The sequence below is a fragment of the Blastomonas sp. AAP25 genome (genome assembly GCF_001295965.1).
GTDB classification, from domain to species: Bacteria; Pseudomonadota; Alphaproteobacteria; order Sphingomonadales; family Sphingomonadaceae; genus Blastomonas; species Blastomonas fulva.
On record NZ_LJHP01000008.1, the window covers coordinates 33,864 to 47,891 of the forward strand.

General features: G+C 64.0%; 11 protein-coding genes. 6 read left to right on the forward strand and 5 right to left on the reverse strand.

From position 1 onward, the window contains the following. Positions 1-6: 6 nt before the first annotated feature. From IP68_RS08480 to IP68_RS08500, 5 genes are all read left to right on the forward strand, one after another. Entirely contained in the window at positions 7-1,188 is a 1,182-nt protein-coding gene (locus IP68_RS08480; protein WP_369814847.1) for a dipeptidase, read from the forward strand. 9 nt (positions 1,189-1,197) lie between these two features. Next, a complete protein-coding gene (locus IP68_RS08485) occupies positions 1,198-2,121 on the forward strand; it encodes a bifunctional riboflavin kinase/FAD synthetase (protein WP_054134556.1) in 924 nt (307 codons plus the stop codon). A 30-nt stretch (positions 2,122-2,151) separates the two neighbouring features. Further along, the gene (ileS, locus tag IP68_RS08490) at positions 2,152-5,199 is read left to right on the forward strand and encodes an isoleucine--tRNA ligase (RefSeq protein WP_054134557.1); all 3,048 of its coding nucleotides are present in this window, start codon (positions 2,152-2,154) and stop codon (positions 5,197-5,199) included. A 142-nt stretch (positions 5,200-5,341) separates the two neighbouring features. Beyond that, complete coding sequence (lspA, locus tag IP68_RS08495) at positions 5,342-5,914, forward strand: signal peptidase II (RefSeq protein ID WP_054134558.1); 573 nt, start codon at positions 5,342-5,344, stop codon at positions 5,912-5,914. Further along, entirely contained in the window at positions 5,907-6,332 is a 426-nt protein-coding gene (locus tag IP68_RS08500) for a DUF3035 domain-containing protein (protein ID WP_054134776.1), read from the forward strand. Before lspA ends, IP68_RS08500 begins: the two co-directional genes overlap by 8 nt. 81 nt (positions 6,333-6,413) lie before the next feature. Here the strand turns inward: IP68_RS08500 and dxs are convergent, their stop codons facing one another. The 5 genes from dxs to pabB all read right to left on the reverse strand — a co-directional run bounded on the left by dxs (position 6,414) and on the right by pabB (position 11,900). Next, entirely contained in the window at positions 6,414-8,348 is a 1,935-nt protein-coding gene (gene dxs, locus IP68_RS08505; protein ID WP_054134559.1) for a 1-deoxy-D-xylulose-5-phosphate synthase, read from the reverse strand. A 114-nt stretch (positions 8,349-8,462) separates the two neighbouring features. Beyond that, positions 8,463-8,936 carry a Fur family transcriptional regulator gene (locus IP68_RS08510; protein WP_054134560.1) on the reverse strand — a complete coding sequence of 158 codons (474 nt, stop codon included), beginning with the start codon at positions 8,934-8,936 and terminating at the stop codon, positions 8,463-8,465. 57 nt (positions 8,937-8,993) lie between these two features. Further along, positions 8,994-9,695 carry a peptide-methionine (S)-S-oxide reductase MsrA gene (gene msrA, locus IP68_RS08515; protein ID WP_054134561.1) on the reverse strand — a complete coding sequence of 234 codons (702 nt, stop codon included), beginning with the start codon at positions 9,693-9,695 and terminating at the stop codon, positions 8,994-8,996. Continuing rightward, positions 9,695-9,895 carry a hypothetical protein gene (locus IP68_RS08520; RefSeq protein WP_054134562.1) on the reverse strand — a complete coding sequence of 67 codons (201 nt, stop codon included), beginning with the start codon at positions 9,893-9,895 and terminating at the stop codon, positions 9,695-9,697. Before IP68_RS08520 ends, msrA begins: the two co-directional genes overlap by 1 nt. A gap of 178 nt (positions 9,896-10,073) precedes the next feature. Further along, a complete protein-coding gene (gene pabB, locus IP68_RS08525) occupies positions 10,074-11,900 on the reverse strand; it encodes an aminodeoxychorismate synthase component I (protein ID WP_054134563.1) in 1,827 nt (608 codons plus the stop codon). A gap of 130 nt (positions 11,901-12,030) precedes the next feature. On the opposite strand from pabB, the gene IP68_RS08530 reads away from it, so the two are divergent. Further along, on the forward strand, positions 12,031-14,016 hold the full coding sequence (locus IP68_RS08530) for a prolyl oligopeptidase family serine peptidase (RefSeq protein WP_231683823.1): 1,986 nt from the start codon (positions 12,031-12,033) through the stop codon (positions 14,014-14,016). The last annotated feature ends 12 nt before the right edge of the window (positions 14,017-14,028 follow it).

The window sequence follows — 14,028 nt, forward strand, 5'->3', positions numbered from 1 at the left end:
ACGGTGATCCGCAAGGTCCTGTTCGGGCTGCTCCTGCTGCTGGCAGCGGGGTTGATCTACGTGGTCACCGTGCTGCCCGGCCGGTTCGAGGCGCAGACCAATGTCGTGACCGACGAGCCGTTGCCAGCGGTCCGCGCCGATGCGACCAAGCTGCACGCGACGCTGCAGATCGCAGATCTGCACGGCGACACCCTGCTGTGGAAGCGCGACCTGCTCGACAAGGCGGCGCGCGGCCATATCGACCTGCCCCGGCTCGAGGCGGGCAATGTCGCGCTGCAGATCTTCTCGTCGGTGTCCAAGACCCCGCGCGGGCAGAATTACGACAGCAACTCCGCCGATACCGACAACATCACCCTGCTCGCAATCGCGCAATTGCAGCCGGTGCGCACATGGTTTTCGGTGCACGAACGCTCGATGTGGCATGGCCAAAGGCTGGAAGCGGCAGCAAAGGCCTCTGATGGGCGCCTGATGCTGGTGCGCCGCGCGGCCGATATCGACCGGCTGCTCGCGGCGCGCGCTGCAGGCAAGCCGGTCACCGGCGCGCTCTATTCGGTCGAGGGACTGCAGAACCTCGAAGGCAAGGCCGAGAACCTCGACCGGCTCTATGGCGTCGGCATGCGGATGGCGGGGCTGGTGCATTTCTTCGACAATGAGTTGGGCGGATCGATGCACGGGCAGGCCAAGGGCGGGCTCACCCCGTTCGGTCGCAAGATGATCCTCGCGATGGAGGCCAAGGGCATCATCGTCGATATCGCGCATTCGAGCCACAAGTCGGTCGCCGAGATCCTCGCCATGGCGCGGCGCCCGGTCGTCTCGAGCCACGGCGGAGTGCAGGCGGTGTGCAAGGTCAATCGCAACCTTTCCGACACCGAAATCCGCGGCGTGGCCGCCACTGGCGGCATCATCGGCATCGGCTATTGGGACGGAGCCTTGTGTTCGACCGATCCGGTCAAGATCGCGCAGTCGATCAAGCATGTCCGCGACCTCGTCGGCATCGGGCACGTCGCACTTGGCAGCGATTTCGATGGCGCGGTGACCACCCGCTTCGACGCCAGCCAGATCGTCCAGGTGACGCAGGCGCTGATCGATATCGGCTTCACCGAGGCGGAGATTCGCGCCGTGATGGGCGGCAATGCACTCAGGATCATCAAACAGGGCATTGAACCCCTGCCCGGCAAGGCCCTATAGGGCAGCGCCATGATCAGGGTAGAAGGCGGCGATCGGCTGCCAGAACGCTTGCGCGGGGGCATCATCGCGCTGGGGAACTTCGACGGATTTCACGCCGGGCATCAGGCCGTGGCGGGACGCGCGATCGCGTGGGCAAAGGCCGAAAGCCGCCCGGCGATCATCGCCACCTTCGATCCGCACCCGGTGCGCTATTTCAAGCCCGATGTCGCGCCGTTCCGCCTCACCAGTCTCGACCAGCGCCAGAAGTTGTTCGCTGAGGCAGGCGCCGATGCGATGCTGGTGTTCGCCTTTGACGAAACGCTCGCCAACACCACCGCGGGCAATTTCGTCGGCGATCTACTGGTCACCCGCTTCGGCGCGAAGGGCGTGGTCACCGGCGAGGACTTCACCTTCGGCAAGGGCCGCGGCGGCAATATCGAGGTGCTGCGCGATCTGGGCGCACTGCTCGGCCTGCGCAGCGAAGCGGTCGGCCCGGTGTCGACTGAAGACGCGGTGATCTCCTCCAGCCGCATTCGCCAGTGCCTTATCGAAGGCAAGCCCGACGAGGCCGAGCGGCTGATGACCCGGCCGTTCGCGGTACAGGGCGTTGTGCAGCATGGCGACAAGAACGGGCGGCTGCTGGGCTATCCCACCGCAAACGTCGACATGGGCAGCTATCTGCGTCCGATGTACGGGGTGTATGCGGTCACCGGCCACCTTGCCGATGGTCGGGTACTCAAAGGCGCCGCGAACCTTGGCATCCGCCCGCAGTTCGATCCGCCCAAGGAACTGCTCGAGCCGCATTTCTTCGATTTCGACGAAGACCTTTACGGCCAGACGATCGAGGTGGCGTTGCGCCACTTCATCCGCCCCGAGGCCAAGTTCGCCTCGATGGAGGAACTGACCGCGCAGATCGAGGCGGACTGCGTGCGCGCGCGGGAATTGCTTGCCTGAAAGCCCCGCGCGCCTTAAGCGCCAGCGTCTATGACTGACCAGACTGCAAGCCCCGCCGCGGACTATAAAGACACCGTCTTTTTGCCGCAGACCGACTTCCCGATGAAGGCTGGCCTCGCCCAGAAGGAACCGGTGATTCTGGCGCGCTGGCAGGAGGCGGACCTGTATCGCCAGCTCCGTGATGCCCGCAAGGGTGCCAAGAAGTTCATCCTGCATGACGGCCCGCCGTACGCGAACGGCGACATGCACATCGGCCATGCGCTCAACCATATCCTCAAAGACATGGTCTGCCGTACCCAGTCGCTGCTCGGCAAGGACGCGCCGTACGTGCCCGGCTGGGACTGTCACGGCCTGCCGATCGAGTGGAAGATCGAGGAGCAGTATCGCAAGAAGAAGCTCAACAAGGACGAGGTCGACCCCGTCGCCTTCCGCGCCGAATGCCGCGCCTATGCGCAGCAATGGGTGAACACCCAGCGCGAGCAATTGAAGCGCCTCGGCATCAATGGCGATTGGGACAATCCCTACCTGACAATGGACTTCGCTGCGGAAGCGACGATCGTGCAGGAGCTGATGAAGTTCGCCGAAACCGGCCAGCTCTATCGCGGTGCCAAGCCGGTGATGTGGTCGCCGGTCGAAAAGACCGCGCTCGCCGAGGCCGAAGTTGAATATGCGGATGTTACGAGCACGCAGATCGATGTGGCGTTCGAGATTGTTGACGCTCCGAATGCGCGTGAGCTTGAGGGCGCGTATGCGGTGATCTGGACGACCACGCCCTGGACGATTCCTGTGAACCAGGCTTTGGCTTATGGGCCTGAGGTTGAGTATCTCCATGTTCAGCTTGGACTAGATGCACACCGTCGCGGAGAATTTAACGAGAATGCTCCGTTAAAGCAGTTTGACGGGAAGCGCGTTGTGGTTGCTGAGCCGCTGCTGATGCAGTTTCTTGAGCGTTACAAGCAGGCTGTGATGACCGATCAGAGCAGCGACACTGAATTGATCTACACGCCCACTGCAAGTTGGAGTCCCCTGAAAGGCGGGTGTTTGGCCGGCGCCACCGCCCGCCACCCTATGCACGAACTCGGCGGTTTCTTCGCCAAGCCCCGCCCCTTCCTGCCCGGCGATTTTGTCACCACCGATGCGGGTACGGGCCTTGTCCATATGTCGCCCGACCATGGCGAGGACGATTTCGACCTGTGCAAGGCGCATGGCATCGAGCCAGTGTTCGCGGTCGAGGGCGACGGGCGCTATCGCGATGACTGGGCGTGGCTCGGCGGCGCGGATGAGCGGCGGATGTCGGTGATCAACCCCAAGTTCAACGCACCCGACGGCCCGATCTGCGAAGACCTGCGCGCGGCAGGAGCCTTGCTCTCCGCCGCAGCATTCCAGCACAGCTACCCACACTCGTGGCGCTCCAAGGCGCGGGTGATCTATCGCTGCACGCCGCAATGGTTCATCCCGATGGATATGCCGCTGACCTATCTGCCTGCCAAGACCCGGGCCGAAAAGGGCTGGGAGAATGAAGGCGGCGCGGTCGATCTCGCGGACGAGAGCCTGTGCGCCTCGCCGACGCTGCGCGAGACCGCGATGCAGGCGATCACCGACACCCGCTGGGTGCCCGCCAAGGGCGAGAACCGCATCCGCTCGATGGTCGAGGGCCGCCCCGACTGGGTGATCAGCCGCCAGCGCGCCTGGGGCGTGCCGATCACACTGTTCGTCAACCGCAAGACCGGCCAATATCTGAAAGACCCCGCGGTCAACGCCAGGATCGTCGCGGCGATGCGCGAGGCCGGTGTCGATGCGTGGAACGACGCCGCCGCCCCTGCCCTGCTCGGTCCCGATTACGACATCGCCGATTACGAGCGCGTCACCGACATTCTCGACGTCTGGTTCGACAGCGGCTGCACGCATGCCTTCGTGCTCGAAAGCGGCAAATGGCCCGATCTGACCCGGCCCGAAGGCCATGTCGGCCCCTGGGCGGACCTGTATCTCGAAGGATCGGACCAGCATCGCGGCTGGTTCCAGTCCTCGCTGATGGAAAGCTGCGGCACGCGCGGCCATGCGCCGTACAAGGCGGTGCTGACGCACGGCTTCACCATGGACGCCAAGGGCATGAAGATGTCCAAGTCGCTGGGTAACACCATCGATCCGCTGACGCTGATCAAGGATTCAGGCGCGGACATCCTGCGGCTGTGGGCGCTGTCGGTCGATTTCACCGAGGACCACCGCATCGGCAAGGAAATCCTCGCGGGGGTCTCGGACCAGTACCGCAAGCTGCGCAACACCTTCCGCTACATGCTCGGCGCGCTCGCCGGGTTCGATGAGGCGGAACGGGTGGCGGTCGAGGCCATGCCCGAGCTCGAACGCTATGTGCTGCATCTGCTTGCCGACATGGACGCGAAGCTGAAACAGGCGGTCGAGGATTTCGACTACAACACGTACGTCCGCACGCTCGCCGATTTCGCCAACAACGACCTGTCGGCGTTCTTCTTCGATATCCGCAAGGACTGCCTGTACTGCGACATCGGCCCCGCGCACCCGCACGGCACCGACAAGCGCCGCGCGTACCGCACGGTGCTCAACGTGCTGTTCGAGGCGCTGGTTCGCTACGCCGCGCCTGTGCTGGTGTTTACGGCGGAAGAGGTATGGACCACGCGCTATCCTGATGCTGGCAGCGTGCATTTGCTCGAGTGGCCTGTGCTGCCAACCCTCCCAGAGGACGGCGAACTCGTCATGCGTTGGGATCGCTTGCGCGATCTGCGTTTGAGCGTTTCCGCAGCGATCGAGCCATTCCGCAGGGACAAGATCATTCGATCAAGCCTCGAGGCCGAAGTGGCGATCAAGCTGAAGGACCCGCTTGCTGCTGCTTCAGCGTCTTCATTGGGCAAGGAAGAGTTCGAAGAACTGCTGATCGTCTCTTCTGCGCAGGTGACTGGCTTTGCAGATGACTCCGTCGCCGAAACCAAGGTTATCGAAGTCACCCGCACCACCAACCACAAATGCGGCCGCTGCTGGCGTCATCTTCCCGAGCTGACCGAGGACGGCAATCTGTGCGACCGTTGCACGGAGATGCTGGCGTGAGCTGGAATATGCCGACCTCCCCTCCCCGTCACCCTGAACTTGTTTCAGGGCCCATTTCTCCCCACGCGGCTTCGGTTGCAGTTGCAAAATGGGTGCTGAAACAAGTTCAGCATGACGACCACGGAAACAGGGAGCGCTTCGCATGAGCCTCACCCGCTATCGCACCGAAGGCGTCGCGCTCGCCATCACGATCCTCGTCATCGACCAGATCGCCAAGTTCATCGTTGCAGGGCCGCTCGCGCTCAAGAGCCGGTTGCAGATCGAGATCACCTCGTTCTTCAACCTGACCTGGGCGGAGAACCGCGGCGTCTCGATGGGCTTCCTCACCGCCGAGACCGATACCGCGCGCTGGCTGCTGGTCGCGCTCACCGGACTGATCGCCACGGTGGTGCTGCTGTGGATGTGGAAGGAACGCGCGCGCGGCGACATTCTGGCGCTGGGCATGATCCTGGGCGGGGCGCTGGGCAACATCATCGATCGCGCACGCCTGGGCTATGTCGTCGATTATGCCGACCTGCATTTCGGCGCTTTCCGGCCCTTCATGATCTTCAACATCGCCGATGCCGCGATCACCATCGGGGTGCTGTTATTGCTTGCCCGCGTTCTGATAATCGGCGACAAGTCGGCCAAATCTGAGGCCCCTACATCAGGGGTTCAGGCTGGTGGGATTAGCGATGGCGCCCCAGCCGCCAAAACGGAGAATGAGCATGTTTAATCCTAGCCGCAAACTGGCCCTGATTGCCGGGATTTCGGCCGCGGCAACGACGCTGTCGGCCTGCGGTTCGGGCGGAGGCATCTTCAACCGTGACCGTCCGGACGAGTTCGCCGTGTCGCGTCAGGCACCTCTGGTCATTCCGCCCGACTTCTCGCTGACCCCGCCCACTCCCGGCGCGGTGCGTCCGCAGTCGGTCTCGGCCAGCCAGCAGGCGCTCGATGCGCTGTTCGGTGGCCCGCAGGCGCGCACCGGAGTCGAAGGCGCAGCGCTTGATCGCGCCGGTTCGCCGGATACCGCCATCCGCTCGCAGGTGGGCGATCCCAAGACGCAGACCACTGACAAGGGCACCACCACCCGCGACATCGTCGCCGCGCCCGAAGGCGATGGTCAGGACGCCAAGGCTTCGATCCCGCAATAAGCGGACGATCACGACAGACACAAAAAAGCCCGGCGATCCAAGGATCTGCCGGGCTTTTTAGTGTTCGCTTGCGAAGGGGGATCAGGCGCGCGCGCCATCCCCCACGATCGCCACGCCCGCGCTGTTGTGGCGCAGCGCCTTGAGCACGCAATCGACGATGCCATCGGCATCCAGCCCGGCATCGGCATACTGCTTTTCGGGCTTGTCGTGATCCTGGAAGGTATCGGGGAGCCGCAGCGTGCGCAGCTTGAGGCCGGAATCGATCAGCCCGGCGTCCGATGCCATGGTCAGCACATGCGCGCCCAGACCGCCGATCGCGCCCTCTTCCACCGTCACGCACACTTCGTGCGTCGCCAGCAGCTTGCGGATCAGTTCCTCGTCGAGCGGCTTGGCAAAGCGCAGATCGGCGACCGTGGTCGACAGACCCTTGGCGTCGAGCAGGTCGGCAGCCTTCTGCGCCTCTGCCAGTCGGGTGCCCAGCGAGAGGATCGCGACCTTCTTGCCCTCGCGCACGATACGGCCCTTGCCGATCTCGAGCCGCTCGGGCACCTGCGGCAGCGCGACGCCGGTGCCGTTGCCGCGCGGATAGCGGAACGCGATCGGACCGCTGTCGTGGCACGCGGCGGTATAGGTCATGTGGACGAGTTCGGCCTCGTCGGCCGCCGCCATCACCACCATGTTGGGCAATGTCGCGAGATAGGTGACATCGAACGAGCCTGCATGGGTCGAACCATCGGCGCCGACCAGCCCGGCGCGGTCGATCGCGAAGCGGACCGGCAGGTTCTGGATCGCGACATCGTGCACGACCTGGTCATAGGCGCGCTGCAGGAAGGTCGAATAGATCGCGCAAAACGGGCGCATGCCCTGCGCAGCGAGCCCCGCTGCAAAGGTTACCGCGTGCTGCTCGGCAATGCCGACATCGAAGCTGCGATCGGGGTGCGCCTTGGCGAACTTGTCCACCCCGGTGCCCGAGGGCATGGCAGCGGTGATCGCGCAGATGGTCGGGTCGGTATCGGCGAGCTTCGCCAATGTTTCGCCGAACACGTTCTGATAGGCGGGCGGGCCTGCGGCTGCCTTGTCCTGCTTGCCGGTGACGACATCGAACTTGGCGACGCCATGATATTTGTCGGCGGCCGCTTCGGCCGGGCCATAGCCCTTGCCCTTCTGCGTGACGACATGGATCAGGCACGGCCCTTCGGCAGCATCGCGGACATTCTCGAGCACCGCGACCAGCTGGTCCATGTTGTGACCATCGATCGGGCCGACATAATAGAAGCCCAGCTCCTCGAACAGCGTGCCGCCCATCGCCATGCCGCGAGCATATTCGTCGGTCTTGCGTGCGGCCTGGTGCAGGCTCTTGGGCAGCTTGCGCGCCAGACGCTTCAATGCCTCGCGCACGCCGAGGAATTCGCGGCTCGAGACGATTCGCGCAAGATAGCCCGAAAGCCCGCCGACCGGCGGCGCGATCGACATGTCGTTGTCGTTGAGTATCACGACCAGCCGGTTGCCCGCGCGCTCGGCGTTGTTCATCGCCTCATAGGCCATGCCCGCGCTCATCGCGCCATCGCCGATCACCGCGATCGCTTTGCCCGGCGCGCCGGTCATCTGGTTGGCGGTGGCAAAGCCAAGCGCCGCCGAGATCGAGGTCGAGCTGTGCGCCGCGCCGAACGGATCATATTCGCTTTCGGAACGCTTGGTGAAGCCCGAAAGCCCGCCACCGGTGCGCAGCGTGCGGATGCGGTCGCGACGTCCGGTGAGGATCTTGTGCGGATAGCACTGATGGCCGACATCCCAGATCAGCCGATCGGTGGGGGTATCGAAGACATAATGGATCGCAGTGGTCAGCTCGACCACGCCCAGGCCCGCGCCCAGATGTCCGCCGGTCACCGATACCGCAGAGATCACTTCCTGCCGCAGTTCGTCGGCCAGCTGGCGCAGCTGCGTGGGCTTGAGCTTGCGCAGGTCGGCCGGTGTTTCGACGGTATCAAGCAGCGGTGTGGCGGGCAGATTGGTCATTGAGTTCCCTTTCAACCGCGAATCCTAGCCCCATTTGCGGGCTCTGTCGATTGATCGACATGGACAAGCGGTCTGAGTGTAAAGTTTTTTGGACAGTTCCGCAAATGCGGAGTTTCAGTCGCAGTCCGCGCAGCGGCCACGCACCTCGATAACCGGGCGAATATCGACATAGCCTGCGGCTTCCGCGGTCTTGCGGACACTCCGCGACAGGCCGTCATCATCGATATGCGTCGCCGATCCGCACGAATCGCACACCAGAAAGATGCAGTCATGCAGGCACCCGGGGTGGGAATTTGCGATATAGGCGTTGATGCTCTCTACCCGCCGCGCCAGGTTGGTACGCACGAACAGGTCGAGAATGCGGTAGACGCTGTTGGGCGCGACGCGCTTGCCGCGCGCCTTGCTGACAGCATCGGCGATATCATAGGCTGAGGCAGGCTTTTCGATATCGGCCAGGGCCGTGAAAATCGACTCGCGCATGTCGGTCCACTGCTCGCCCGCTGCTTCCAGCGATACGCGCGCAGCATGGGCAAGGTCTGCCCCCTCATGCTCCTTGTGCCTGTGGCCGTGGTCTTTGACGATGGACATCCGCCATATCTACGCGCGGCACCTGCCGGTTGCAATGGCAACGATGTCGCGCTGCGGTCAGCCGCGTACCGGTTTTGCCGAATAGAGTGCAGGAAAGACACGCTTGAGATTGGCGACCTTCACCGCATCCCAGCGCAGGATGTAGGGGTGGTCAGGGTTCTTGAACATGAAGTCCTGATGATAGGTTTCGGCGGGATAGAACGCCTTGTATGGCTCGACCGCAGTGACGATACGCTTCTTCCATGCGCCCGATTTCTCCAGCTCGGCGATATAGGCACGCGCGACCTGCGCCTGGCCCTTGTCCACCGGCACCAGAGCGGTGCGATAGTGGCGGCCGGTATCCGGCCCCTGCCGGTTGAGCAGCGTGGGATCGGCGATCACCGAGAAATAGACCTGGAGCAGCTGGCCATAGCTGACCTGCGCAGGATCATAAACCACCCGCACGGATTCGGCGTGCCGGGTTGCGCCGCTGGACACCTCGTCATAGCTGGCGTTGGCCTTGTCATCGCCATGATAGCCCGAGACCGCGCTCTTGACGCCCTTCACATGGCTGAACACGCCCTCCACGCCCCAGAAGCAGCCGCCAGCAAAGATCGCGACGCGCTGCTTGCCCGGTTCCACTGCTTTCAGCTTGGGCGCCGGAATGATCTTGGCCTCTTCGGCGGCGAACGCTGCGGCGCCACCATCGACGGTGATCGCGGCAACGCCGATCAGGCCGATTGCGGCAAGGGCGGAAAGAGTGCGGGTGCGAAGGGTCATCAGCTGTCGGGATTCTCCATAGCCGCTTCCTGCACGACGGGCGCAGCAGGGGGGCTGGCGTCGGCATCGCGGGGTTGCAGGGCAAACAAGGCGACCGCGCCCAGCGCGAATCCACCCATGAAATTGCGGAACAGGTCCGATGTCAGAATGTTGCTCATCTCGATCTCGTCTTCTTGTATCCGCACGACGATGTTCGTCACCAGGACGTGCGGGGTTACAATCTTGGCAGCGACATAAGCCGCGCCGGGTGCGAATCAAGCAATGTGCCGGATGGCTTTGCTTGGCCCTCCCCAAGCTCGCCTGTTTCGCCTGTATCCGCTGTGAACCACGGCACAGGGGAGTGTTCAGGTCATTCTGCAGGCAGCACGCCCCGTTCGATCAATCGATCAGCCGCGCCCGCATCAGCCCGCGCAGCGAGTTGCCCAGCCAGAAGCCCTGGCCAAGATCCGCCCCGGTCAGCACGGCTTCTATCGCCCTGCCCTGATCCAGCAGTTCGCACCGCAAGACGCCGGGAAGCAGTCCCTTAACGAGCGGCGGGGTGAGCAGCATGCCATCGCGTTCGACGAACAGGCTGGTGAAGCTGCCTTCGGTCAGCGCGCCATCGGCATCCATGAACAGCACTTCGTCCGCGCCGCATTGCGCCTTCGCATCGATGCGGGGTTGGTCGTAACAGGCGCGGTCGGTGGTCTTGTGCGCCAGCCGGATATCCCCTGCCGCCAGCATCATCGGACGGATGACCACGCCCAGCGGCTCGGCCATCGGCGTGGGCGCGGGCCGCATCTCGATCGCGGTATCGCCGCCGGCCGCCAGCAGCAGACGGATGCGCGTGGGCGCGTCGAGATAGAAGCAGGCATGGTTGAGCGCATTGCGCACCGCATGCCGATCGAATGAAAATCCGAGCGCCGCAGCGCTCGCCTTCATCCGCTCCAGATGCAACTCCAGACGGATAATTCCCTGCGCTGGATCGAAACCCATGGTCTCGATGAGATCAAAATTCTTCGTCGCCGCCTTCAAGAACGCCCCCTTGACCAGACACTCGCGCCATTCGTCCTGGCTCTCGGAATCCGCGACCACGCCCGATCCCAGACCCAGCGAGACCTTTTGCGCAACGCCTGCCAGATGCAAGGTGCGAATTGCGACATTGAACGCGGAGTCGCCCGGCGCATCGCCCGCATGCGGGTCGATCCGGCCGATCGAACCGCAATAGATGCCGCGCGGGCCGGCCTCGATCTGGTGCAGCATTTCCATCGCGCGGATCTTGGGCGCCCCGGTGATCGACCCGCAAGGGTAGATGGCGCGCAGGATGTCAAGCGCATCGAGCCCCGGCGCCAGCCTCGCGCGGACGGTCGAAGTCATCTGGTGGACGGTGGGATAGCTTTCGATGCGGAACAGATCGGTCACCGCGACGCTGCCGGGATCGGCAATCCGCGACAGATCGTTACGCAGCAGATCGACAATCATCAGGTTTTCGGCGCGGTCCTTTTCGGATGCCTCCAGCGCGCGCGCGGCCTCGGCATCGCGCGCGGGATCGTGCTGGCGCGGTGCGGTGCCCTTCATCGGGCGCGCGGTGACCTGGCCTTCGCGCAGCGAAAAGAACAGTTCGGGAGAAAGGCTGAGCAACCAGTCCTCGCCATCGAACACCACCCCGCCATAGCCCGCCGCCGAGCCCGCGCGCAGCGCGCGAAACAGCGCCAGCGGATGCCCCGACATCGCGGCCTCGTTCTGAAAGGTGAGATTGGCCTGGTAGATGTCTCCACTGGCGATGCCTTCGTGAACCCGGGCAAATCGCGCGGCATAATCGGCCGCCGCCATCGAAGGGCGGGCGGGCGCAAGATAGGCCTCGCCTGCCCCACCCTGCTGTGCCAGCCAGGCCGGCACCTGATCGGGCGGCATGACGTCATGGCGCTCGAACAACCCGAACCACGCCAGGGTCATCGGCGGCAGCGCCTCCAGCAGCGGACGCAGCCGCGGCTCGAGCGCAAGCCCTGCCTCATAGGCAAGATAGCCCGCCGCATGCAGCCCCTCGCGCCCTGCGGCCTTGAGTTCCTCGAGCAACCGGTCGAACTCGCCTGCGGTCTGCGCGCGCAGGCAACGGACGGGATTGCTGTAAAGCCGGGCGGCGCTGGCGTGTCCGGTGCGGGCGTCGTCGAGAAGGACGAACGGGGCGGCAGAGGGAGCAGGAGAACGGGCGGCGGGGCGGTTCATCCGGGCGCTTCTAGGGCGTGCTGGCGGGGCTGCCTAGGGCTAACGCGCAGCAGGCTGCGTCACCGCACCGATTGCCAAGCGCGCTGCTGCCGAATAGAGCAGCGCTCAACCAGAACAGGAGGGATCGCAGATGCGCAGAGCAAGATGGTGGACGGCCGTATCCGGCCTGTGCGCCGCTTTGTGCATGGCTGCCACCGGACCGATCGAGGCGCGTGAAACCGACGGGGCAGAGCCATCGGTCCCGCCCCCCGCCGCCATGCTCGCCGATGGCGTGCCGCCGATCCCGATGTCGCTTGTGGCCGACACCCGGCCTTATCTGGAATATCGAACCGCGAGCTTTGCCGGGTGGAACCCGCAGGACCGCTCGATGCTGATCACCACCCGGTTCGGCAACGTCGCGCAATTGCACCGGGTCGCGGCGCCAGGCAGCGCACGGCGGCAGATCAGCTTTGAAGAAGAGCCGATCTTCGGCGGGACATGGTCGCCCGACGGATCGATGCTGCTGGTCGAAAAGGACGCCGGCGGCAACGAGGTCTCGCAGATCTATGCGCTGGATTCGGGGCGGATGACGCTGCTCACCGACGGCAAGAGCCGCCACGCGCTGGGGCCATGGTCGGATGACGGCAGGCTGGTGGCCTTTGGCAGCAACATGCGCACCGGGGTGTTCAACGACATCTATGTCATGGACCCGCGCGACCCCAAGTCGGCACAATTGGTGTTGTCGAGCGACAGCGGCGGCTGGGCGGCGATCGATTTCGCGCCCAATGGCCGCGATCTGCTGGTGTTCAACTATGTGTCGGTCACCGACAGCCAGCTGCACCTGATCAATGTCGAAACCGGCACCTTCCGCCAGGTCTCGCGCGATGCGACGCCGGTGGCCTATGGCAATCTCAAGTTCGCGCCCGATGGGCGGCTCTGGGTTTCGAGCGACAAGGATTCCGACGTGCAGCGAATCGGGCTGCTCGATATGGATACCGGCCTGTTCACCCCGATGATCGATGGCGGCCGCTGGGACATCAGCAATTTCGATATCGCATATGATGGCAAGACCATCGCTTATGTCGTTAACGAAGCAGGATTTTCTCGGCTTCACCTCTATGACATCGCAAGCGGTGAAAAGCGGCTGGTCACGGGCCTGCCGCCGGGCGAAATCGGCACGGGGATGAAGTTTGCGCCCTGGGGTACTTTGGGCTTCACCGTCTTTTCCAACCAGTCGCCCGGGGATGCGTATAGCCTCGATCCGGTGACGCTGCAGATCACCCGGTGGACCGAAAGCGAGACCGGCGGGCTGGATCCCGCAAAGAACGTCATGCCAGAGCTGGTCGAGATCAAGAGCTTCGATGGCGAATCGGTCTCCGGGCTGCTCTACCGCCCCGATCCCCTGCGCCACCCCGGCAAGCGCCCGCTGATTATGTCGATCCATGGCGGCCCGGAGGGTCAGGCTACGGCGGGCTTTCTGGGGCGCACCAACTATCTGGTCAACGAGCTTGGAATTGCTCTGTTTTATCCCAACGTCCGGGGATCGACCGGGTTCGGCAAGCGGTTTGTGAGCCTCGACAACGGTCCGTATCTGCGCGAGGATTCGGTCAAGGACATTGGCGCGTTGCTCGACCGACTGGCGAGGCATCCGATGCTCGATCAGCGCCGCTTCGGCGTCACCGGGGGCAGCTATGGCGGCTATATGTGCTATGCCAGCGCCATTCGCTATGGCCGCAGGTTCAACGCCGCAAACTGCATCGTGGCGATCTCGAATTTTGTCACTTTCCTTGAAAATACAGAGGAATACCGGCGGGATTTAAGACGCCTTGAATATGGCGACGAGCGAGTCCCAGCCTTGCGCGCCAAGCTGGAAGAGATCAGCCCGCTCACCCGCGTCGACGAACTGAAAATCCCGCTGCTGGTGGTCACCGGCGCCAACGATCCGCGCGTTCCGGCGAGCGAGGCGGACCAGATCATCGAAGCGATCCGTTCACGCGGCGGCACCGCCTGGCACCTGCTGGCGCGCAACGAGGGTCATGGTTTTCGCCGCAAAGAAAACGCCGATTACATGTTCTGGACCACACTCGCCTTCTGGCAACGCCATCTGCTGGGCGCTAAGGGCCGGGCGACGGACTGATCCAACGGTTCG

Bases quoted from the DNA above. Each gene is read 5' to 3' on its own strand.
- dxs (WP_054134559.1), bottom strand. From the start codon at position 8,348: ATGACCAATCTGCCCGCCACACCGCTGCTTGATACCGTCGAAACACCG.
- IP68_RS08485 (WP_054134556.1), top strand. From the start codon at position 1,198: ATGATCAGGGTAGAAGGCGGCGATCGGCTGCCAGAACGCTTGCGCGGG.
- IP68_RS08500 (WP_054134776.1), top strand. From the start codon at position 5,907: ATGTTTAATCCTAGCCGCAAACTGGCCCTGATTGCCGGGATTTCGGCC.
- ileS (WP_054134557.1), top strand. From the start codon at position 2,152: ATGACTGACCAGACTGCAAGCCCCGCCGCGGACTATAAAGACACCGTC.
- msrA (WP_054134561.1), bottom strand. From the start codon at position 9,695: ATGACCCTTCGCACCCGCACTCTTTCCGCCCTTGCCGCAATCGGCCTG.
- IP68_RS08510 (WP_054134560.1), bottom strand. From the start codon at position 8,936: ATGTCCATCGTCAAAGACCACGGCCACAGGCACAAGGAGCATGAGGGG.
- lspA (WP_054134558.1), top strand. From the start codon at position 5,342: ATGAGCCTCACCCGCTATCGCACCGAAGGCGTCGCGCTCGCCATCACG.
- IP68_RS08530 (WP_231683823.1), top strand. From the start codon at position 12,031: ATGCGCAGAGCAAGATGGTGGACGGCCGTATCCGGCCTGTGCGCCGCT.
- pabB (WP_054134563.1), bottom strand. From the start codon at position 11,900: ATGAACCGCCCCGCCGCCCGTTCTCCTGCTCCCTCTGCCGCCCCGTTC.